Annotated in this window: 23 protein-coding genes; 6 read left to right on the top strand and 17 right to left on the bottom strand. The window is 61.0% G+C overall.

All coding sequences use genetic code 11. The features are described from left to right. From DIE12_RS05250 to DIE12_RS05180, 14 genes are all read right to left on the bottom strand, one after another. Nucleotides 1-291: a hypothetical protein gene (locus DIE12_RS05250; RefSeq protein ID WP_059546359.1), complete on the bottom strand. Its 291-nt coding sequence runs from the start codon at nucleotides 289-291 to the stop codon at nucleotides 1-3. 1 nt (nucleotide 292) lies between these two features. Then, nucleotides 293-1,288, bottom strand: coding sequence for a major capsid protein (locus DIE12_RS05245; RefSeq protein WP_124520127.1), 996 nt, complete (start codon nucleotides 1,286-1,288; stop codon nucleotides 293-295). 73 nt (nucleotides 1,289-1,361) lie between these two features. Beyond that, the gene (locus DIE12_RS05240; RefSeq protein WP_124520125.1) at nucleotides 1,362-1,706 is read right to left on the bottom strand and encodes a head decoration protein; all 345 of its coding nucleotides are present in this window, start codon (nucleotides 1,704-1,706) and stop codon (nucleotides 1,362-1,364) included. A gap of 30 nt (nucleotides 1,707-1,736) precedes the next feature. After that, nucleotides 1,737-2,846, bottom strand: a complete 1,110-nt coding sequence (locus DIE12_RS05235; protein ID WP_124520123.1) for a head maturation protease, ClpP-related — start codon at nucleotides 2,844-2,846, stop codon at nucleotides 1,737-1,739. A 1-nt stretch (nucleotide 2,847) separates the two neighbouring features. Beyond that, nucleotides 2,848-4,335, bottom strand: coding sequence for a phage portal protein (locus DIE12_RS05230; protein WP_124520121.1), 1,488 nt, complete (start codon nucleotides 4,333-4,335; stop codon nucleotides 2,848-2,850). Further along, nucleotides 4,332-4,538: a phage head-tail joining protein gene (locus DIE12_RS05225; RefSeq protein WP_011657129.1), complete on the bottom strand. Its 207-nt coding sequence runs from the start codon at nucleotides 4,536-4,538 to the stop codon at nucleotides 4,332-4,334. The genes DIE12_RS05230 and DIE12_RS05225 overlap by 4 nt, the downstream gene beginning before the upstream one ends. A gap of 9 nt (nucleotides 4,539-4,547) precedes the next feature. Continuing rightward, nucleotides 4,548-6,611 carry a terminase gpA endonuclease subunit gene (locus tag DIE12_RS05220; RefSeq protein ID WP_311768009.1) on the bottom strand — a complete coding sequence of 688 codons (2,064 nt, stop codon included), beginning with the start codon at nucleotides 6,609-6,611 and terminating at the stop codon, nucleotides 4,548-4,550. Then, entirely contained in the window at nucleotides 6,496-7,065 is a 570-nt protein-coding gene (locus tag DIE12_RS05215) for a MarR family transcriptional regulator (RefSeq protein ID WP_185640959.1), read from the bottom strand. The genes DIE12_RS05220 and DIE12_RS05215 overlap by 116 nt, the downstream gene beginning before the upstream one ends. 362 nt (nucleotides 7,066-7,427) lie before the next feature. Continuing rightward, the gene (locus DIE12_RS05205; RefSeq protein WP_124520115.1) at nucleotides 7,428-8,540 is read right to left on the bottom strand and encodes a hypothetical protein; all 1,113 of its coding nucleotides are present in this window, start codon (nucleotides 8,538-8,540) and stop codon (nucleotides 7,428-7,430) included. 301 nt (nucleotides 8,541-8,841) lie between these two features. Beyond that, nucleotides 8,842-9,615, bottom strand: a complete 774-nt coding sequence (locus DIE12_RS05200; RefSeq protein ID WP_124520113.1) for a zinc finger-like domain-containing protein — start codon at nucleotides 9,613-9,615, stop codon at nucleotides 8,842-8,844. 222 nt (nucleotides 9,616-9,837) lie between these two features. Next, nucleotides 9,838-12,345 (bottom strand): VapE domain-containing protein, encoded by a 2,508-nt coding sequence (locus DIE12_RS05195; RefSeq protein WP_124520233.1) that lies wholly within the window; start codon nucleotides 12,343-12,345, stop codon nucleotides 9,838-9,840. 49 nt (nucleotides 12,346-12,394) lie between these two features. Next, complete coding sequence (locus DIE12_RS05190; protein ID WP_124520111.1) at nucleotides 12,395-12,880, bottom strand: hypothetical protein; 486 nt, start codon at nucleotides 12,878-12,880, stop codon at nucleotides 12,395-12,397. A 277-nt stretch (nucleotides 12,881-13,157) separates the two neighbouring features. Continuing rightward, nucleotides 13,158-13,541: a hypothetical protein gene (locus DIE12_RS05185; RefSeq protein ID WP_124520104.1), complete on the bottom strand. Its 384-nt coding sequence runs from the start codon at nucleotides 13,539-13,541 to the stop codon at nucleotides 13,158-13,160. Nucleotide 13,542: 1 nt separating this feature from the next. Then, on the bottom strand, nucleotides 13,543-14,070 hold the full coding sequence (locus tag DIE12_RS05180) for a phage regulatory CII family protein (RefSeq protein ID WP_124520102.1): 528 nt from the start codon (nucleotides 14,068-14,070) through the stop codon (nucleotides 13,543-13,545). Nucleotides 14,071-14,396: 326 nt separating this feature from the next. On the opposite strand from DIE12_RS05180, the gene DIE12_RS05170 reads away from it, so the two are divergent. From DIE12_RS05170 to DIE12_RS39005, 6 genes are all read left to right on the top strand, one after another. Continuing rightward, nucleotides 14,397-15,005 (top strand): hypothetical protein, encoded by a 609-nt coding sequence (locus tag DIE12_RS05170; RefSeq protein ID WP_124520100.1) that lies wholly within the window; start codon nucleotides 14,397-14,399, stop codon nucleotides 15,003-15,005. A gap of 370 nt (nucleotides 15,006-15,375) precedes the next feature. Next, a complete protein-coding gene (locus DIE12_RS05165) occupies nucleotides 15,376-15,594 on the top strand; it encodes a hypothetical protein (RefSeq protein ID WP_059545821.1) in 219 nt (72 codons plus the stop codon). A 50-nt stretch (nucleotides 15,595-15,644) separates the two neighbouring features. Next, nucleotides 15,645-16,007: a beta-hexosaminidase gene (locus tag DIE12_RS05160; protein WP_124520098.1), complete on the top strand. Its 363-nt coding sequence runs from the start codon at nucleotides 15,645-15,647 to the stop codon at nucleotides 16,005-16,007. After that, nucleotides 16,007-17,452, top strand: coding sequence for a pyridoxal phosphate biosynthetic protein PdxJ (locus tag DIE12_RS05155; protein ID WP_124520096.1), 1,446 nt, complete (start codon nucleotides 16,007-16,009; stop codon nucleotides 17,450-17,452). The genes DIE12_RS05160 and DIE12_RS05155 overlap by 1 nt, the downstream gene beginning before the upstream one ends. Beyond that, nucleotides 17,452-17,895 (top strand): hypothetical protein, encoded by a 444-nt coding sequence (locus DIE12_RS05150; RefSeq protein WP_311768008.1) that lies wholly within the window; start codon nucleotides 17,452-17,454, stop codon nucleotides 17,893-17,895. The genes DIE12_RS05155 and DIE12_RS05150 overlap by 1 nt, the downstream gene beginning before the upstream one ends. Continuing rightward, nucleotides 17,895-18,113: an AlpA family transcriptional regulator gene (locus DIE12_RS39005; protein ID WP_124520092.1), complete on the top strand. Its 219-nt coding sequence runs from the start codon at nucleotides 17,895-17,897 to the stop codon at nucleotides 18,111-18,113. The genes DIE12_RS05150 and DIE12_RS39005 overlap by 1 nt, the downstream gene beginning before the upstream one ends. A 176-nt stretch (nucleotides 18,114-18,289) precedes the next feature. Here DIE12_RS39005 and DIE12_RS05140 read toward each other — a convergent pair whose 3' ends face one another. Genes DIE12_RS05140 through DIE12_RS05130 form a run of 3 tightly spaced genes read right to left on the bottom strand, consistent with a single transcriptional unit; the run spans nucleotide 18,290 to nucleotide 20,503 of the window. Beyond that, complete coding sequence (locus DIE12_RS05140; RefSeq protein WP_124520090.1) at nucleotides 18,290-18,925, bottom strand: ATP-binding protein; 636 nt, start codon at nucleotides 18,923-18,925, stop codon at nucleotides 18,290-18,292. A gap of 1 nt (nucleotide 18,926) precedes the next feature. Next, on the bottom strand, nucleotides 18,927-19,700 hold the full coding sequence (gene thyX / locus DIE12_RS05135) for an FAD-dependent thymidylate synthase (protein WP_124520088.1): 774 nt from the start codon (nucleotides 19,698-19,700) through the stop codon (nucleotides 18,927-18,929). Next, a complete protein-coding gene (locus tag DIE12_RS05130) occupies nucleotides 19,697-20,503 on the bottom strand; it encodes a dCTP deaminase domain-containing protein (RefSeq protein ID WP_185640958.1) in 807 nt (268 codons plus the stop codon). The genes thyX and DIE12_RS05130 overlap by 4 nt, the downstream gene beginning before the upstream one ends. Nucleotides 20,504-20,562: the final 59 nt, after the last annotated feature.

Raw genomic sequence — 20,562 nt, 5'->3', positions numbered from 1 at the left:
TCACCTCAGAATCAGGATCGTCCAGCCTGTCCCATCGGGATGCAGCTCAAACACGCGGTAACGCCCGCTCGGCGTCACGACGATGCTGCCCTCGGTCACGTCGACCGCATCGGCGTCGGTGATATGCAGAACGGGCGCCACAAGCTGCGTGCGCTGCGTTCCGAGATCCGGACCGAGCCACGGCGACGTGAACATCCCGTCGACGGGCCGGCCGTCGATCGTGATGTCCGCGTCGCCGAGATCGCGCAGCACTGCCGCATCGACGTCCGCGATCAGATCCCGGAACGCCATATCAGGCCTTCAGCTTGACGATCGCCTTCGGGCGCGTGCACAGGTGCACCGGGTTCGATTGCGCCTCGATGTCGACGCCCTTGCCGAACTGCGCCAGTTCCTGCTTCGCGTAGTACGGCAGGCCCGTCGTGTTTACCGCCTCGACGTAGTCGGCCGGCGCGAAGCGCGTGATGAACAGCTCCGGCACGCCTTCGGGCACCGCATACGCTTCGTCGTCCGCCACATAGCCGATGTCGCCGACACGACCGCGATAGCGCTCGAATGTGCAACCGCCGAAGTCGAACGCGTCGCGGGCATCGCCGCGCAAAGACGCTGCCATTGCGGTCGCGAGATACGTTTCCTTCACCGTCTTGGCGACGATCAGCTTGTTCCAGAATGCCCGACCGCAGAGCACGCGCACACCCGAGTACGTCGTCGCGCCCAGCGCATCTTCGATCGCGTCCTGCACCTCGACGCACTTCACACGGATCTCGGTGTCCGCCTTGCCCAGCTCGAACGGAATCATGGTCTGCTCGATGCCGAAGTACTGGAGCAGGTCGATCAGCACCGTCTTGCCGTCGGCGTCCAGCACAGCCCCCTTGATCGCACCGATGCGGTGGAACTCGTGCGTTGCGTCGAGCTGGCGGCGCAGCTTCGCAAGCCGGCGATTCACGACCGTCTGCAATGCCTCCAGCTCCGTTTCGGAGCCGAACGCGCGCAGGTTCTGGATCTCGTCGGCCTTCACGAACGCACGCTGCGGCAGGTGCACGGTGTTGAACGGGATCATGCTGCGCTTGCTGCCAACCACGATCGCCGACGGCGAACCTCGCTCGCCAGCCGAGACGAGCGACAGCGTGTCACCGTCACGCTCGATCTGGATCGTCGTCGTGGTGATACCGTCCTCTTCGAACAGGCCGAGCGCACCGACTCGACCAGGCACGTGCGGCTGGTCGTTGATCGCGGCGGTGAGCGACGACAGCGAAAACGCGTCATCTTGAAACAGGGCGATGTCCGCCATACAACCTCCAACATGGAAATGGATAAAAAAAAGGCCACGTGGTGCGTGGCCTTCAGAGTCAGTGGTGCTGCGATCAGCGGACGATCACGTGACGCTCGGCGAGATCGGTTCGGCCGGCGGCATCCAGACCCATCAGGCGGGCTGCAGCGACCTCGGCGAGTCGCACGATGCCCGTTGCGGAGCGCGGTGCGTCCGACGCCGACAGCGGCGCGTACAGCACCGCTGCTGCCACCTCGGATCCGTCATTCGCCGTGTTGTCGTACGGCGCATACTCGCCGGTGCTCGTCACCCCGAGCACCTGGCCGGCCGGCAGCGCCGGCCCCGCCTTGACGATGATGTGTTCGCGCGAGATCTGCCCGTTGCCTTCCGACACCAGAAATTCCGCAGTCTGACTGCCCTGTACCTTCACGTTCGACATGAGTATTCCCCTCCTCGGGTATCGTCAAAGTTACTTGCCGCTCTTGCGAGCCGCATAGATGGACGCCGCGCGCGGCGCATTCGCGACTGCGGTCGGCTCCGTTTGCGCTGTCGGTTGTGCGCGCGGATTGATGTGCGACTGCGACGCCGTCACACGCTCGAACAACCGCGCGCGTACGTGATCGGGCGTCAGCCCGTCAGCGACGAACTGCGCGGTCAGTTCCGGCACATTCGCCGCAAGGCAGATCCCGGCGATGTCCGCGGCCTGCTGGATCGCGGCATCGACAGTTGCCCGATCCTTCAGGCCGGTCGCCGTCACGATTGCTTCGGCGCAATGCGACAGGCGCGCATCACGGCAGGCCGCGAACACGTGCGACGCCAGCGCCGACACGTCGGGCGTCGGCGGCACCGGCTGTGGATCGGGCTTCGCTTCCGGAACCGGATCGGGTTTCGGATCAGGTGGCGTATTGGGTGGTGTGTCGGGCTGCGGCGGGTCGCTCGGCTCGTCCTCGTCGACCAATGCCCGCACGACGTCGGGCACCGCCGAGAAGCGCGCGAGCAGCGCAGTCGAACTGACCGACGCCGACATCTTCACTGCCGCCTCGATCGTGTCGCAAAATCCCTTTTCCTTCGCCTGCGCCGCCGTCAGCCACGTCTCGGCGTCCATCAATGCCCGGATCTCGTCGACCGACTGTCCGCTCTTCGCCGCGTAAGCGGCGAGAATCCCGTCGCCCGCGTTGTCGAGCAAGTCGGCAATGCGCCGGAGGTCTTTCGCCTCGCCCGCCGTCACCGTGTGCGCGTTGTGGATCATCAGCATCGCGTTCTCCGGCATCACGATCTCGTCGCCAGCCATCGCGATCAGTGATGCGGCCGAAGCGGCAACGCCATCGACGCGCACCTTCACCTTGCCCGCATGCCGCCGCAGCGCGTTGTAGATCGCGAACGCGTCGAACACGTCGCCGCCCATCGAGTTGATCGCGACCACGATCGCCGATGGGTTAGCCGCCGCCGCGTCAAGCTGCGTCACGAACGTCTGCGCGTCGGTGCCCCAAAAGCCGATCTCGTTGTAGATCCGGATCTCGACCTCGCCGGCCGCGTTCGCCTGCGCCCGGATATCCCACCACTTGCGATTGCGTTTCATCTCACTCCCCATTCGTGTGCGCGAGCGGATCGGTGTCGTCCGTCGCGTGCGTGTCGTACTGCAATCCGAGCCGTTGCGCGCGCTGCTGATCGGTCGCGTTTTCGTCGTCGACCTGCTCGGGATCCTCGCCCTTCGCCAGAATCGCGCCGGTGCGGCTCGTCAGCCCCGCGCGGATCTCCGCGCGCTTGGCCGACACGTCCTGCACCGGGTGGATATACGGCCAGCCCTGTGGCACCCACCGCACGCGCAGGTACTCGCGTCTGGCTCGGTGATAGTTCGGCATCGACAACGCGCCGGACAGCGCACACGCGTCGACCCACCAGCGCCAGATCCGTCGGCAGAACTGGTGGATGAACACGTTTTGCTGAAGCTGTTCGATCGAGCGCCGGAACTCATTGAGCAGCACGCGCAGGACACGGTCGCTGACATCACGCAGGTCGCCGGTCAGCACCTCGTACGGCATGCCGACCGACGCCGCTGCCGCCATCAGCTGCTGGCGCATGAACGGCGCGTAATCGGCACCCGCACCGGGTGGCGTTGCGAACCGTACGTCTTCTCCGGGCGCCAGCTCCTGCATCGCGCCGGGCTCCAGCGATACGACCGGCGAGAACCCGTCGACGTCGAACTCGATCGGCGCACCGGACACTGGATCGCCGAGCGGACCGACTTCCGCCTGCGGCTTCACGATGAAGCCGGCAAAGAGGTTACTCACCTCCTGCCGGAACAGCACCGCGTCGTCGAAGTTGTCCAGCGAATGCAGCCGCAGCAGCACCGTGGACAACTCCGGCACACCACGCACCTGACCCGGCCGCAGCCCGTGGAACACGTGCGCGATCTCGTCGGCTGGCACGCGCACCGTCTGCACCGCGTCGCCAGCGAACCGGTTGTATTCCCCCGGATGCCGGCGCAGCAGGTGATACGCGACGCGCTCGCCGTCTTCGTTGAACTCGACACCGTTGATGATCTCGCCGCCTGGAATCGGCTCGTTCTTCGTGACCGGCAGCATGTCGCCTTCGAACAGCTGGATTTGCATCGGCACCGCCAGCCCGGCATGCGGCGGCCGCAGGCGCCGACGGACCAGCACCTCGCCGTCGCTGAAGAACGCTCGCGCGGCGAGCGTTTGCAAACCGTACAGGTCATGCACACCATCGGCGTCCAACTCCTCCGAACTGTCGTCCCAAAGTTGCTTTTGCTCGCGACGCACGTCCGCGTTCGGATGCCGCGGATGCGCCTGAATACCGGTGCCGATCGTGTTCGACACCAGTCGCGCGATCGCTGTCTTCCCCCACGGGTCGTTACGGATCGCGTCCCGCGCGCGATGGCGCATCAGCGGCAGGTTCTGCACGACCGAAGCGTTCGGCCCCGCGCTCGACGCCTGCCATGACTTCGCCCGCGCTCCGCGCGTGCCGGCCGACTCGTATGCGGCTGCTTTCAGGCGCGTGGGAACGACAAAGCCGCGCTGCGCCAGAACCGGATACGCGCGGCTCATCGCACCCCCTTGCCGGCATGGCGCAGGCGAATCAGCCGCGAGCGGCCGGTCGCGCCGTCGAGCGCCCGAATGATCTCGGTCTGCGCGTCGCGCAGCTCGGCAATCGACCGGTAACGCACCTTCCGATCTGCGTACTGGACCTCCAGCTCGCCCTTCGCGATCGCCGATTGGATGCGCTGCAGGTCCGCCATCGTGTATGCCATGTGTTTCTCCTATCGGCGTTTCAGGTACGTCGAGCGGCCGACACGCCGGCCCTGAATGCGCGAAACCCCGCTCGGTGGCGGGGTTTCGGGTGGTTTCGTTGCCGTCATAACGACTACGGTCGATTCGACGGCTGTCGCATTCGGCGGATCCGGCGGCTGCTCGAACGGCTGAGCAAGCGGCAATGCTTCGATCACCGGCACCGCGTCGAACAGCGTTACTTGCGAGATTCGATGCTGTTCCAGCAACCAGTGCTGCTCGGTGAGCAGGTGTGTCTTGAGGCTACGAGCCGCGTGCAGCGCATACGCTTCGCAGTCGAGCGCTTCGTTTCGCGCACCGGCCTTCTTCTGCCAGACACGCTTGCCGCCGACGCGACCCGGCACCTTCACTTCGGCGGTGACCTGCGTGAGGTAGTCGGAACGTACGCCTATGTACCAATGCATTCGCCCCGGCCCGTCGCCGTCCAGCTTGAGGCGGTTGTCGAGAATCAGGTCTTTCGCTTTGCTGACACCGACCATGAACGGCCGCAGACCGTATTTCGCCGCCTTGCTGTTGTTGCGCGTCGAGTCGATCGACGCCTTCGGCACGCTGAAAATCTCCGCGCCCGCGTCGGTACTACCCTTGATCGCCATCACGTTCAGGCCGTCCCGTTGCGCCGCCCGTACATACTTGTATACCGCGTCCGATGTCGAGCCGTCCGACGAGTCGATCGATGCTGCACGGATTCGCGCAAGACCACCGCTTTCGTGCCGGTACGCCTGCGTCAGCAGGTTCGTCAACGCGCCCCATACGCCGCCTACGAGTGGATTCTCGCCCTGCTCCAGCACGTTGCCGGGCAGCTCGTCCCACAGCACCAGCCAGCTTTCCTCACCGCGTCCCCACGCACGGATGACGACCGCGATGCGATCGTGCTGCACGTCGACACCGATCGTCAGCAGCAGGCCGCGCGATGGCACGGTGAAGGCCGCATACGGCAGAGCCCGCTCGGCCAGCAGATCCAGCTCCGGCAGGTCCGACTTGTATTTGTACGGTCGTCCCTGCGTGTTATTCACGAACGAGCGCATCTTCGTGTCGTCGCCTGCGCGCAGCGCTCGCTCGGCAGTCAGCCACTTCTTGACCAGCTCCCCCATGCGCGAACCGGGAAACGGTGACACCAGCTCGTTCAACCGAAAGCCGGCCACACCATAGAATGGTGCGGTCGCCGTCCACCGGCCGCGCCGCACCGTGCGAATACGCGCGTTGTCGTCCCACAGGCTGCCGCAGTGCGGGCACGTGTATCGCGCGGTCTCGGGCTGAGCCCGGCCGAACACCTCGTGCTCGACCTCGGCCCCCTCCGACCAGGTCACGTTCTCCCATGCAAGCTCATGCTCTTCACCGCAGTCCGGACACGGCACCAGATAGACGCGCTGATCCGACGATTCGAACGCCTGCTGGATCCGCGAAAAGCCGTCGACCGTCGGCGTGCCGCCAAAAATCACCTTGCGGCGGCTGTCCGAATAGCTCTTGTTACGCTCCTCCAGCAGCGTGATCGAATCACCCTGATCGCGCACGTTGGTGTTTGCGTCGTCCGGTTCTTCGACCGCGACGACCGGGGCCGGCGTCGACTTCACGTCATCCGGCGCGTTCGACGTGATGAACTTCAGAAAGCCGCGCGGGAAGGTCTTGTGATCCCACAGGTTGTTCTTGTCGCGACCGGCATGGACCGGCACTTTCGACGCGAGGCGTGGCGTCACCTCGACCATCGGCTCGAACTTCTCCAGGTTGAACTTCTTCGCCGACTTCTCTTTCGCGAACATCACGATCATCGGGCACGGATCGACATCGATGCGCCGGCCGATGTAGTTCAACAGCACGCCGTCCGTCCACGCGACCTGCGCCGACTTCATGCACACGACTTTCTGCACGCGCGGGTCGTCTAGTGCCGCGTGCATGCCTAACACCCACGGCGTGATGTTCGGGTTATAGCGGCCAGGACTCGCGGTCGCCTTCGCGCTCATGCGCCGATACTGACGCGCCCATTCCGTCGTGCCGATCCGTTCCGGCGGGCGCAGCAGCTGCGCTATCCGCCGAATCACCGCGTGGACGGTCTGGATCGTATTGAGATAGCTGCTCAAGGCATCCATACATATGCTCGTTCAACCACTCGACGTCGACCTCGACGTCGTAGAGTGCGCGCAGCTCCTGCACCAGCTTGTCGGGCAGCGCCAGCAGTTCCGTTTGAAATGCGCCGACCATCTGGCCGAACGCCTGTTCGAGCTGCGCGACGTTCACCAGTTGGCCTTTCTTCTCGGCCAGCGTCAGCAGCTTGATCTCACGCTCGACGATCTCGGTCTTCGCGCGTTCGGCGACCAGATCGATACCAGTGCCGCTCGCGCGGCCCGCAGCCATCTCCCGCAGGTGCCGGATGTACGCGATGCGGATCGCGTCGAGCGTCGCCTCGCGATAGTCGAGCTGCACCTTGTCAACGAACCGTGAAACAGCCGACTGGTCGAGGTCGAGGTGTTCGGCGATCTGTTGTTGGGTCGGCATGAATATGACCCCCTATGGAGATTCGACAGTAGAGAAAAAACGCGGGTGTGAGCCCCCGCATGTCGGGTCGCCTACAGGGTCCCCGCCTGCTTAAAAAGTAGGCACAGCCGCACCGATCGCGACATCGGCGGTCACGCCGTCGCCCGCTCGGTCCATCGCCCACACGACTCGGTCCATCGCATCGTCAAACACGGAGCACCGCGCGGTAACGCGCCCCATGCCTCGATCTTCATCCCATGTCGACCAGACCTCGCTCGGCCCAGCCTTCGTAGACTCACTTCGCATTTGAGCGCCCCAATGCAAAAAGCCCTGAGGCTCGCGCACTCAGGGCTTTAGTCGATCGTCACGCAACCTACCGCGTGCTACTTCGCCATGGATTTTGCAACATCCGCCGCCGTCTTTTGCAAATCGTGCTCAAGACCGGCATTGCTCTCGAAGAACTTCTTGACGTACTCCGTGAGTTGAGCCTCACGCCCCTTCAACGTCAACAATACATAGGCTAAGTAGAACGTTGAAATACCGCGGCCTACCCCGTCGGTTGGCCAGGTAACGCTGGTAATTTCACGTCCGTCTCGCGTCACAAAGAGATGCGCAAACTTGACGATCTGCTCCTCGTACTCCTCCAACAACTGCTTCAGCTGGTCGATGCGACCAACGCCTGCAAACAAGAGTTGCGAGACACGCCTATCTGAACGAATTCTCGGTGATCGGATCAACCTCCCTCCAGCCGGTCGCACGATTGCCTCGTCGATTCGTCTCACTACCGCGTCTCTGTTAACGAACGCGAAATATGACGCACCATCAAGCTCAACATCGTTCGCATTGCGCGACAGTCTACGATTGAGGTTCCGCTCGTACGCGTCAATCTCTTTACGAATGGTCATAAACTCTTCGTCGGCAAGCTCAAGGAGCCCAGACAGCCGAGAAAAGCGTCGCCTTACAGGTGCGGGCACGTCCTCAGACGCCTTGTATCCCAAGTCGTGTTCAATTTCCGCCCACGCGTGCTGAAGGATCGAACGAATTTGAATCTCGACCTTGCATGACTCATATCGGCGGTACTCCGAGAGTGATCGTCTGTTCTTTGAGTGTCTTGCGACAAAGTGTACAGACCGATAGCCGAACCGATCAGGATCACTCGCATGATATTTTTCCGTCGAGTTCTTCTCGTCAATGTCGAACTCGGCGCGAATCACTTCGGCCACGCGAGATACATCACCTTCGAAATACGTGATCACACGCACGCCGCAAATATCAGTGATGTCGGCGAGAGACTTGTAGCGGTCGGTACCTTTCGTGGCGATCTTTCTCTCTAAACTCTCTTTTCGTTTGACACGAGCTGTCACGTCCAGAATGCCGATGTGCTTCGCGCTCAAAAGTTCGCGAAGCAATCGTTCGACCGACCCGCAGAAATCGGAGTGCAACCCGCTGCTCTTTTCATAGGCGTCAATGATTGACGCCGAGACATTTATATCCATGCTTTCCCCGTACACGGCTCTCTTACCGGTATATAAGCTTAACAGGGACTGTCCCGGCGCGACCAAAAAGCAAAAGCCCCGAGAGCTTTCGCACTCAGGGCTTCGAGATTCATTTCGTAAGGGCGAACGCCCTCCCAACAGATCCCGACAGACAGTTATCGTTGTTGGTCGCGGCGCTCCCGCGATTCAGTACGCCTGTCGGGCGAAGGTTGCGACACGAGTATGCGGTCGCTCATTTGTCCAGTGACGCGGTAAAGGATATGCAAAGTTTACGCGATCCGCTCTTGAAATGGAATACGTTTCATCCTCGCAATTGCCGACGTAATGTGTCGTACAGCGAACCGTCAACGGTATCCAGCAGCGCGAGCATGGCGTGGAAGCGCCACGACCAGTTCTTCCGATACTCGTCGAGCGATACGCCGAGCGCGTGCGCCCTGCCAGCGTCGTCGACCTGCCGCTTGCTGGAACCGGAACAGCACGGGCAGATATGCCGGCCCTTCGAATCCGAAACCGACGCCCCGAGGATCCGCCCCATCCCGCCGCAGTCGTGGCATGGTTCGTATTCCCGAAAGACGAGCGGCCCGTTACGCCCCTCGAAGAACGGGATACGTTCCTCCGATACACACACCTTCCCGCTGCCCCCGCATACATCGCACGCGGTCGTTGACGTCGTGACGGCTCGCGCGCGACGCACGACGCCGCGCCCCTCACACTCGACACACTGATCGTTCACCCACTCGTCCAGCAATCGCAGCGCGAACCGCTCGATGACGTCGACCTTCGAACGCTCGATAGCGTGCCCCGCACGTTGATCGCGACGCTCGTCGCGCGACAGCCCCGTGAACCGCGCCCGCTTGAATCGGCCCGACGTCCGGATCATCTGCGCCAACAGCAAGGTTGCACGTCGAACCGTCGCAGGCGTCGGCAGCGGCCCGGCCTTGATCCGGGCCAGCAGGCTCCCGAGATCGTTGGCAAAGGCGAGCGCGCCCAAAGTAACTTTAGGATCGGCAATCGGGTCGGTGAACTGACCACGAACGCTCATCGCAACGCCCACCCGCTCTTTCAAATCGATCATGACTCTCTCCTACTCGTCCTAATGTCTCAATGTCCCAAGGGAAAAGGCTTGCAGGGGTGCGCGCCTGCGACATGCGCGACATGCGCCGCTCACGTCGCGCATGTCGCGCCCCTGCACCCGCGCCCGAGACCGCGCCTTGGGACATTGGGACATGGGACGTCCGCAGCGCGCCAAGACGGGGCACGTGGCGCGCCTGCCGTGCAGGCACAGCGCGCCATGCGATCACAGCGGACTGTCGTCATCACCGGCTGCGACCAGTTCACGCTCGACGCTCGGCTCTTGCTGCTCGCTCACGTAGTACCACCCGCGCGACCCGGTCGACTCGCGCTTGCGCACCCACCCGAGCGACTTCAGCGCCTTGCCGATGCGACGCTGCTCGGCCAGCGTCCACTTCGACGTATCCAGCTTCAGGATGTCCGCGAGGATCTCTTCCATCGTCGTGCGCGACACGAATTCCAGGGCCTTGGCGATCTTGTCCTCGTACACGTCGCCTTCGTAGCGCTCCGCCTGCTCTATCTCGAACAGCGGGCGCTCATGCTCTTCTACGTGCCACACGACGCCCGAGCGATACAGGTGCACGGCTTCCGCCCAGAGCTGCTCGCGAACGGCCACAATGCCGTCGATGTCGACCAGGCCGCCGACACGCAGCGGCCAGTAACGCCGGTTGCCCGATTCGTCCTTCAGGTACGTGTCGAAGTTGACCGAGCCGGCGAACACGCACTGACGCGGGACGTCGGTCGCACGCTTGCCGTAGAAGTTGCGGAACCGGTCGACGGCGGTCGCGAAGAAGCTCTTCACCGCCGACGAGTCGGCCTTGTTCAACGAGTCCAGCTCTGCCAGCTCGATCACCCACTTCCCGGCCAGCACCGCGTACGTGTCTTTGTTGCCGATCTGGATCGGCGTATCGGTGAACCACGGTGCACCGGCCAGCACCTTCAGCGCCGTCGATTTGCGATGCCCCTGCTTGCCTTCGAGGATCAGGACGTTGTCGACCTTGCAGCCCGGCTCCATCACGCGCGCGACGGCGGCGATCATCCATTTCATGAATGCGAGCTGCACATACTCGCTGTCAGCTACACGCAGGTATGTTGACGGCATCGATCGCACGCGCGACACGCCATCCCATTTCAGCCCTTCGAGGTATTCGCGCACGTCATGGAAGTGGGTCGCGTCCGCCACCAACAGAACCGCGTTCATCACGATATCGGTGCGTACCGAGAGGCCGTATCGCTGTGACAACCAAAGCGCGCAGCGCTGATCGTCCATGTCGGTCCACTCGCCCTTCACACCCTGCGGAAACGGCGGCGCTTTGCGCTTCATCACGCGGCCACCGAAGTCGTCCTGCTCGATGACGCCCTGCCATGCTTTGTGGTTCGACAGGATCATGTGCACGTTGCCGAGCGTCGGCAGCAGCGTGCCCTTGTCCGACCGCGCCAGATCCTGCTCCCACGTGTGCGCACCATTCTCTGCCTCGCGGCCATCCCATTCCGGCTGTTTCGCGGCAGCGGACGTCGCGGCGGTTTTCGTCGGCATGACGTCCGCGGTCGACACGTCGACCGTCGCCGGCCGGATCTCTTCGTTGGCTGGCGCGATGACGCGCAAGATTGCCGCCTGCACCTGCGCCTCGACTGCTTCGAAGCCCTCTTCGACGTGCAGGTCGTTGAAATCGGTCAGCTTGCGCTCGCCGCGATTGGCGAAGACCGGAAAGACGACGCTGACGTCGTCGACCGTCGCTGCCGCTTCGTACGCACGCTTCAGACCTGTGTTCTCGAAGCGCTTACGGCGCTGCGGCATCACATCGTTACCGTAGCTCACCTCGACGTACGGCACGCCGTTGTCGTCACGACGGCGCGACACGGCAACCATGTACCACGTGTTCTTCGCCTCGATCCGCACCGGGTCAGCACCAAACACCAGCTCACCACGGAAAGCAAACTCGTCGACGAGCCAGTCACGCATGCGCTGCTCGATCTTCCAGTCGTCGTCGGCGCAGACCAGCACGTGCACATCCGGATACGTCGCACGCAAGTAGCGCACGGCCGGGAGAATGCCGCCCGCGTCGAAGCAGATATTGACAGCGAACGCGTCGTCGATTGCCATGCGGATCGAGCGCGCGGTCGCGTAGCCTTCTGCGACCAGCACGATCTGGTCGTCCGCACCCACCTCGCCGAGAAGATACGATGCGCCCTTCTTCTCCATGCCCTTATTGAAGCGTTTCGCGCCGTCCGGCGTGATCTTCTGCAGGCCGACGAGGCGCGCTTCGTCGCCGTACTGATACATTGGTACGAAGATCGTGCCGTCCGCGTCGAAGCGCACACCTTCTGCCGTGATGCGCTTGCGGTCCAGGTATGCGGACTCGCCATGCTCTGCTGCACGGCTCCACTGATCGTGCGCACGGTTCGCGGCCAGCTTTGCCTGCCGAGCCTCGCGCTCGGCCTGCTCGCGGTCGGCCACCTCCTGCCGACGACGGGTTTCGGCGAGTGTTTCCTCGCTCAACGGTGCGCCGCTCCATTCGAAGCGTTCGGTGCCCGGATCGTCGCCCGAGAAGTGTCCGAAGGTTCCGCCGTAGCCGATCACGACACCCTTGCTAACCACCTCGCGCAACTGATACCAGTACTTCTTGCGCGGTCCGTACCGATGATGTTTGCCGTCCGCGACCGGATGGCCGGCTGGCAGGTCAGGATGTCCCGCCGCACGCAATTGCTGAATAACCTGGTCAAGTGTCGCCATACAAAATCCTCCTCGATCAAAGTCACTTTGGCCGCATGTCGCGGCCCGATCACAATTCCTTGAGCAGCGCCTGCAACTGGCGCAGCTTTCCGACTTCGCGTTCGCGGTTCTCTCGCTGCTCGTCGATCCTGAGCGCCGCCGTTTCCAGATCCGACGCGATTGCATGAATGTCGGCGGCGACGCGCGACAGACGCCCCAAAATGCCGGACAACACGTCGATCGGCTCAGATACGGCAACGGGTTCCACAACGGGTGTTGCGGGTTGACCGGCGTCGGCGACCGGTTGCGGGCGCGACACCGACACCTTTGAGCGTTGGAAATGTCCGCGCGAGGTCTCTTTGACGATGCCGGCGTCGACCAGACTGGCGAGGCAACCAGCGACCGCGCGCAGTTCCATCCTCGACTTCGTTGTGTCGTACATGCACCCCATGATTTGTTGCGAAGTCCACGCCGCTGCACCAGGCACGAACTCAAATACCTTGCGTGCCTGCGTCGACAGATCGCGCACAATCGCTTCACGTTGTGCGGGCGTCATGCATCCCCCCAATACGTCAAGACCGTCGAAATATCCGTTTGCATCAATCCTCCTCGGTGTCGATATTGATCACGCCCACGGCGATCCACTGTTAGCGAACCAGCCGATCGTTCAGCAACTCGAGCAGCCGACGATCGCGCTCAGCCCGGTGGGAAAAGTTGCGCCACAGACCACGCCCGGCCGCATAGCTCAGGGAGCCGCTCGGTCTGCGGCGAATGTGTGACGTGCCGCGTCTCAGGCCGCTACTCGTTGCACTTACCTTCAATTCGGTCTCCGGTTATTTGCCGCGCAGCCGACGCCACTCAGCGGTCATCTGATCGTCGAACGCGGCCAGATCACCAGCAGAGAGGTGGCCGGTGATCTGATCGCGAAATGCATGCCGGTCGGTCTTGTTCGGCAGCGCCGCACATATGCGCGAGGCACGCTCGATGAACTGACGCACCATCCCGGCACGCTCGGCCACGGCAAGAATCGCGGCGAGAGAGTCCGGGAAGGTGGAAATGAGATCGGACAGCAGGCCACAAGCGCGTTCGGGCGCTTGCTCGAAGCACCATGCCAACCGCCCCGTCCCGCACGAGAGTTGTTGCTCGCGCGAACATGCAAGGCCGACCGATACCCGGCCGGCCTTGCAACATGTCATACCGATCGTGAACCGCTCCATATCAGCGACGACGGCGTTTAGCGAGGTTGCGGGCTGCGTGGATCAGCTTCTGAAACAACCGCTGCCCCTTGCGCCCCGTCGCGATGATCTCCTCGGCCTTGCGGTCGTCGATCCGCTGATCTTCGAGCGCACGCGTCACGTCGTCAGCAACTCGGCCGACGTGCGCCTGCAGGTGCAGCGTGGTCGAAACGAGATGCATCGTTCCCGGCTCAAGCGCTTCGTCGGCCCCGTGATCGTCGACATGCTCGGCGACCAGTCCGAATCGTGCGTTCAGCGCATGGAGAGCATCGAGCGCGTGCGCGCTGCCTTCGGCCTTTTCCTGCATCCATTCGACCAAAAGCTCGAACATCTCCATCGACAAACGACTGTCGCCGACACCGCGCAGGCGCAGGCGGAGTGATTCAGGCGTGATGTTCTTGCCGCGCCGGATCGTGAGGTGGTTTGCCGCGTCGGCAACGCCGCCGGGTGTGTCGCGAACGGACGTATAGAGCACGTCCAGCCATTCAGTGCTGTCGTATCGGCAAGTCATAGTCGGAATATTTGAGAGAGGCCGCGTTTCATGCTGTCGCCTCACCAAATCGGCCGCTACGATGCGAGGCCAGTTGGATGGGCAGTTCAACGCGTCGGATCTTGAGGAATTGCTACTACGGAGTTCGCCATGAACAGATCGGGGTGCTCCACCTTCACCGCCGCCGGGATGCCACGCACAAGCCAATTGCAAACCCGCTGCGTCCCGCCAAGTTGCTTTTCGTAGCCAAGCAATTCGGCGACCCTCGCGGGTCCGCCAAGTCGTTCGATCGTCCGCCGATCCGATTGGATGTGAGCTGATTTGTCCATGGGACAATATTAAACACTATGTTTATTCAAGAAGCAAACACAGCGTTTAACAACAAGACGTTTACTTCAACGACCATTGGCCCCATGCGAGCCATACATGAAACAGCGCAGCGCCTTTACATTGCGGCGCGAGAACTTCGGGACGTTGACGGTCCCGCAAATGTCGCGCGCCTGCTGAATGAGTCCCCTCAGCTTCTGAACAATTGGGAGCGCCGAGGTATGTCCGCAGCCGGCATCATCAAAGCCGCAGCCGCAATTGGATGCAGGGCGGAATGGCTCAGGTCTGGCATCGGTGAAATGGCCGACACCGGTGCAGCGAGAGAAACATTACGAGACAGTAAGGTTTCCGGCGATCTAACAACGAGCCGGAAATCGAAGCCGCTGCCAACAGACAACCTCGACATCATCGAACGCACACGGTCGTTCAATTCCGCCCTGACCAAAGCAGCGGAACAGCACCTCGTCACCCCTCAACTGATGCAAGCGCTGGAAGGCATGCTAGAGGCCGGAATTGCAAGCTCCAACGCAGCGGCGTTTGCAAAACGCTCACGTGCCGCCATTCGCGCGGCCGTGCAGCCCGAGGGCCAGGCTGAAAATGAAGGACAGAAACGGGGATCAACGCGATAACGTCATCGACTTTGCTACGTACCGGATAGCTCGCCAGCAGCGCCTCCGAATCGATCCAGACGAATCGGAATTCGTAACAGAAATTCACTTTTCGATCACTCGCGGGGGCGACATCGTGACGTCCCCGCCGCGCTTCGCCGACAACCATCTTCTCGCAGTGCTTTCGTGGTGCCAGAACCTATCTGCACTGGTCTTAGATTCCTATCTAGACGCCACCGCTTGACCTAACCACACGTTTATATCCGCCCCTCACGCGAACTTGACGCGAGGGCACAGGCACGCCCACAAATTAAACGCCATGTTTGCTTTAAGACTAAACATCGTGTTTAATTCGTTTGCTGCGTCAGGTGACGCGTAACGGAGAACCTGCATGAAATTTGTCGATCAACATTCCGCCACACGTAAGGAATGGCTCCGCGACGAGCAGACGCCCCGCGTCACGCCGTCCGAGCCTGCCCGCCAAAGCAACTTTGAGAAGTCGAAAGTCTTCCGCTGGACGGTCGTCGCCGCATTGTTGTTTGTCGTCGTAAACGTGTTCCAGGACGACCCTGTCGTCGCACCGACGACCGCCTATCACGTCACCGTCTAAACCGCCCCGATCCTGCCGGGGCGAACGCCCCCGGCGTCATGGAGACCACCATGCCGCGAATCAAAGGCCAAACCCTTCCCCTCGTCGACGTCGAGCGTCGCGACACCCTCTCACTTCGCACCATCACGCGATACGACCGGAACGCACGCCGTCCGTCGACACCGATCCTGATCGGCAAGTACGTGGTCGGACGCCGCCCGCTGGCGGACAGCGTGCATACGGAGTATTTGATCCTCGACGGCACTGAGATCGCCGGCAAGCAAATCTCGATTCCGGACGAAGGCAACTGCGCAGACGCAATCAAGCGCCTGCGCGACGCTAAGCGCGCAGCTGATGTCGAGGCGTCGAAGGCGATCAATAGAGCGAAGAAGCGTGGCAAGACGGGGACGGCAACAACGCAGGAGGTTGCGTAATGGACGACCGCACGCAACAGCTCGACCTCACCGCGCCGATCCCGACCGGAAACATTAAGGCTGCAGCCGCAGCGGCCGGCGCAACGTCGGCAGACCTGTGGATGGTCCCCTACGAACAGCTTCACTACGACCCGTCCGACAACATCCGACCGGTTGATCCCGAATGGGTGACGCACCTCACTGCGCTGATGATGCAGAACGGGTACGACAAAGGCTCACCGCTCCATTGCTACGCGCGAAAGGTCGAAGGCAAGGATCTGCTGTACGTGTACAAGGGGCAGCACCGCTACCTTGCGGCCGGCAAGGCAATCGAAGCTGGCAAGGACATCGGCAAGATCCCGGTCGTTGTCCGTGACGCCAAGACGGTCAACCGTGCCGAAATGGTGATCGACGGCTATCTCAGCAACAACGGTAAATCTTCGTCGCCGCTTGATCTGGCCGCTGCCGTCGCAGAGTTGCGCGACATTCACGGCATGACGCTGGCGGCCATCTGCAAGCGCTTGAATGTCACCGATCAAACGATTCGCGACGTCGGCCTGCTTGAACGGGCACCGGCTGAACTGCACCAGCTCGTCCGGACGGGCCGATGTACCGGCACACTGGCGATCGAACAGATCCGCCAGCACGGGGGCGACAAGGCGCTCGAACGCATCGTCGTCGGGTTATCCAAAGCGGCGGAAGCCGGCAAGTCGAAGGTGACGAAGAAGTATCTCGAACCCACGCCCGCGCTCGATGCGCTACCGGCCCTGGCATCGTCGGGCAAGCACACAACGGCCGAAGCCGCTACCGCAGACGCCGAACCTCACTCCGCGTCGCCAGCCGCGGACGACACTGTCGAGGCACAGGGACCGGCACCGACAATGCCGCCTCAAAGCGCTCCAGCGAAGATTAGCGACGCGCGCGCAAAGCAACTTTTGCAGGCGCTGCAATCGGTCCTGCACGACCCCGCCTTCGACCAGCTCTCGCCGGGTACGATGCATGCCGTACACGCGGGCCTGCACGGCATCGCCCACCTGTTCGTCGGCGGCGTTGGGCCGACGCCAACTGAACATCCGATCCACGTCCCGAACAAACACGGAGTTTTCGATTCCTGCGAGACGATCAAGTCCCCGGCGAGCAAGCGCACCCGCAAAACTCCGGCCGCAATCCATCTTGCTCATGTTGAACCGGGAGTATGGATCTCCTCCTTCACCTTGGAGGTGGGCTCGAGCGGCATGACCGGCTTGCCTTCGCTGCATAGCTTCTCGGATACGTATCCCACACGAGGGCAAGCGATCCGTGGCGCAGTATCAGACATGACGCGCGTCATGCAGTCGTCCAGTTACGCGAAATCGAAGGACGCGCCGATCGTCCATGCGTGGCTCGACAAATTGTATGCGATGCCTGATCCCGAATGGACACCCGAGCTGGCAGCCAAGTACGCGGCCGCGAAGGAGGTTTCGTGATGCCGCGCCCGGCCCTTTCTACCCCACGTCCGCTGCCGCGTAAGCGGGAACACGCAAAGAAGCGCCCGGCTATCGCACTGGCGACCGTCAACGGCACTTCGATGCAGTCGGGCGACGACGGGCTGACGCCCGCAAAAACAATCCAGAAAGACGAAGCGCCGCTCTCGCGGCGCAAACCTATCCAGACGAACGAAGCCTTGGTGGATAGCCGCCAAGGCACGCTCTCGCGACTCGACGCTCTTCGCATCGAGATCCGCATGTTGATCATCGATATCTCGCACGCTGCCGACGTCGAGCTACTGGACCTGATGGCCGACGAGATCGGATCGTTCGCTCGCCACAAAGCGGCGCAGGATGCGCGCACCTGGGCAGCGACCGCCGCGATCACACTTGAGACGGGGCTCATGCAACTCGCCCGTGCGACTCAGCCGATCACCGAATAATGAGGACCATTGAATTGAGCACCACGACCGAACGACTGTTGCGACTTCCGACCGTTCTGGACATGGTCGGCTTGGGCAAGACGACGATCTACGACATGATGAAAGAAGGTAGCTTTCCGAGACCACGACGAGTTCGCAATCTCTCACTATGGGCAGAGACAGAAGTACAAGCATGGATTCGTTCCATCACATCGCGTGAATCGTCCACCGCCCTGTAACATGTCTAATGTCTGGACCTGATCCGCCAGTCGGCATCGGGTCAGGTCTGGAATTACTTGGATGTGACCTCATCAAGAGCTGTGATCGACCTGCTTCCGCCATTCATAAGTTTCCCGGTCAACGGCCACAACAAAGCGTAGCTCACAACCCGACAGTTCCCGGCCAAGCCAACCCCCTACCAGACCTCTATCTGCGCAAGCCGAGATTTCACACTTACCGGAGGAAGTTCGATAGGGGTGTACCCCAATGCCGTATATATGGCATATAGCAGACGGTATATTTCAGCCCTCGCCTGTTCGCTTTCGATCCGTAGCGGGTCCATACGCTCATCAAAATCTGTAAAAAGCGGCTGACAAAGGTAAATATTGCGAAACTTGAAGCGTGTTGCAGCATCTAGTTGATTGGTGGCCCATCCGCAACCATTCAACGCAAGGAAAGCCAAATTATCTGGGAAACTATAGTCCCAGAAGCAACGTTCATCGGTACGTAGCTTCGACGCCGACAACATCATCCTGGAGCAAATCCTATCCTGTAGAATTGAATAGTCCTCTCGCGCTTCCCATTTGTCCCGCCCGCTATCGATCAATGCGCTAATCTCCGCTCGACCGGCGTCCTCCACGGTTACAACACCCCGGGCCGCAAGCTCAGAAATTAAGGTTGTCTTTCCGCTATAGGGCGGCCCAGACACGATTGACCACTTCGTCTCTTGAGGTTCCGCTTCTTGACTATATCGACGAAGGCGAGTCAAGAGTTCGGCATATCGCGGTAAAAATAAATCACGACTCTTCAATCTCGCCTCGACATCGGACATGTTATTCGGGTCTCTCTTTCTTCACGATTTGATCGCAAAGCGGGCCAGGCCTGCGCTCGAAATCAGCAAAAAGGGACGGACTGTGTCCCGATAGGATTTCATATGCCTGCGTACAAAAATTCAGCATCTCGGCGTCGCCAGATGTACTTCCACGTATCTCTAAAAGATTGCGCCAAGATCGAGCGTTGGCGGTAATCACGAGATGGGTCTCTATTGCCGCAGGCAGAACGCTGCGGGCGACGGACCGAAGAAAGCGATTTCTTTCCTTTGGGTCTAATTGCGCTCCCGCAGGACTGCTTCCTAGTGCGTCTAACAATTCGCTGTATGCCGCCTTTGAAGCCGACACCGAATCATTCCAGAGCCTCAGCGCATCGGCGTCGCCATCAATACCGGGAGGTGGCACAAAGCTTGCCGAAGTTTCATCGTGATATTGTTGAGATAGTTGGGAGTATGAAAACCCTGCCCGGTGACGAACCAGCTGATGACTCAAGGCCCGAGATATGCTTGCGGCGAGTATGGTGAAAGTTGCATGTTCTAAGACACTCTCGTGCCCTTGACGAATGAGGTTGGCGATGTACGCTGCACTATCTTGAGGGCGCTGCCGTCCAGGCCCGAAAGACATGTAGCAGACACGGCCAGAGAACTCCACTACTTTCTCGCCGGCGGATGGACTACCGCTCCGCAGCCACTGTAGATTCTGGTCATCCAGAAACTGCTCGATTCCGCCCGATAGTGCGGAGGTTGCTATAAGGTAGAGCCGAGGTTGAACATTCATTTGGGCGTTCCACCATGAGAAGCGACATTTCGAGCAGGCAATTTCCGATCCAGCGCGTCTACACGTTGCTTTAAGGAAATTACAGAATCATTTATTTGTTGATAGCTACTCTGATACTTCGATTGCAACTTTAGATCATCGATTTGCGATGCAAGCTGCTCTATTTTATCGTTAGTACTTTTGACCACTGATAGATATGCAACTAAAGCGCCACCAATTGCAACGATAATTGGCACCGCAGCTTGAAACCACCGCCCCCGCACGTCTTGGCGCGCAACCTCGGCCTTGATTCGTCCCGAGAAGTTCATGAAGTCGGTCGACAGCGTTTCCAAGACACCCCTCATATCCGTCTTGGCCCCGCTATATGCGCCGCTTATCCGGTACCCAACGTCGAAAACAATCACTCTTAGGACGCGATCGCCCTTCTTTAGAAGCAACGGTTCGTTACTCATATTGATGATGGTTACATGCAACTCACCGTTCCACCCTGGGTCCACCATACCGGGGTTGGTAGCCAACGCGCCTCTCGTGGACAAACTTGCGGGTAGCGATGCCATGCCGATCCGACCGTCGCTCAATGTCAAAGATTCGGCCGTCACAATCAGGGCAGTTTCACCCTGATTCAAACTGAGAGCTTGCCGCGGCCTCTTAACTCCGCCAGCCTCGTGCGGTTTCTTTTCCGGTACGAAGATATTGCCAATGGTTAGATCAATCGAGCCGCGCTTTATGTAGTCATCTATGCGCTTCGGATCATGATTCTTCAACAAGTTCCCAGCGGCGACCTCTTGCTTCAGTTCATCCAAAGTAAGTATGCGAGTTCCCGGATGTCCGCTCGGTACAGTGCTCATGTTCTCAAGATTTG

This window comes from Burkholderia sp. Bp9015, from assembly GCF_003853505.1.
Lineage (GTDB): Bacteria > Pseudomonadota > Gammaproteobacteria > Burkholderiales > Burkholderiaceae > Burkholderia.
Note: the sequence above shows the minus strand (reverse complement) of the source record. Positions and strands in the feature narration are given on the sequence as shown.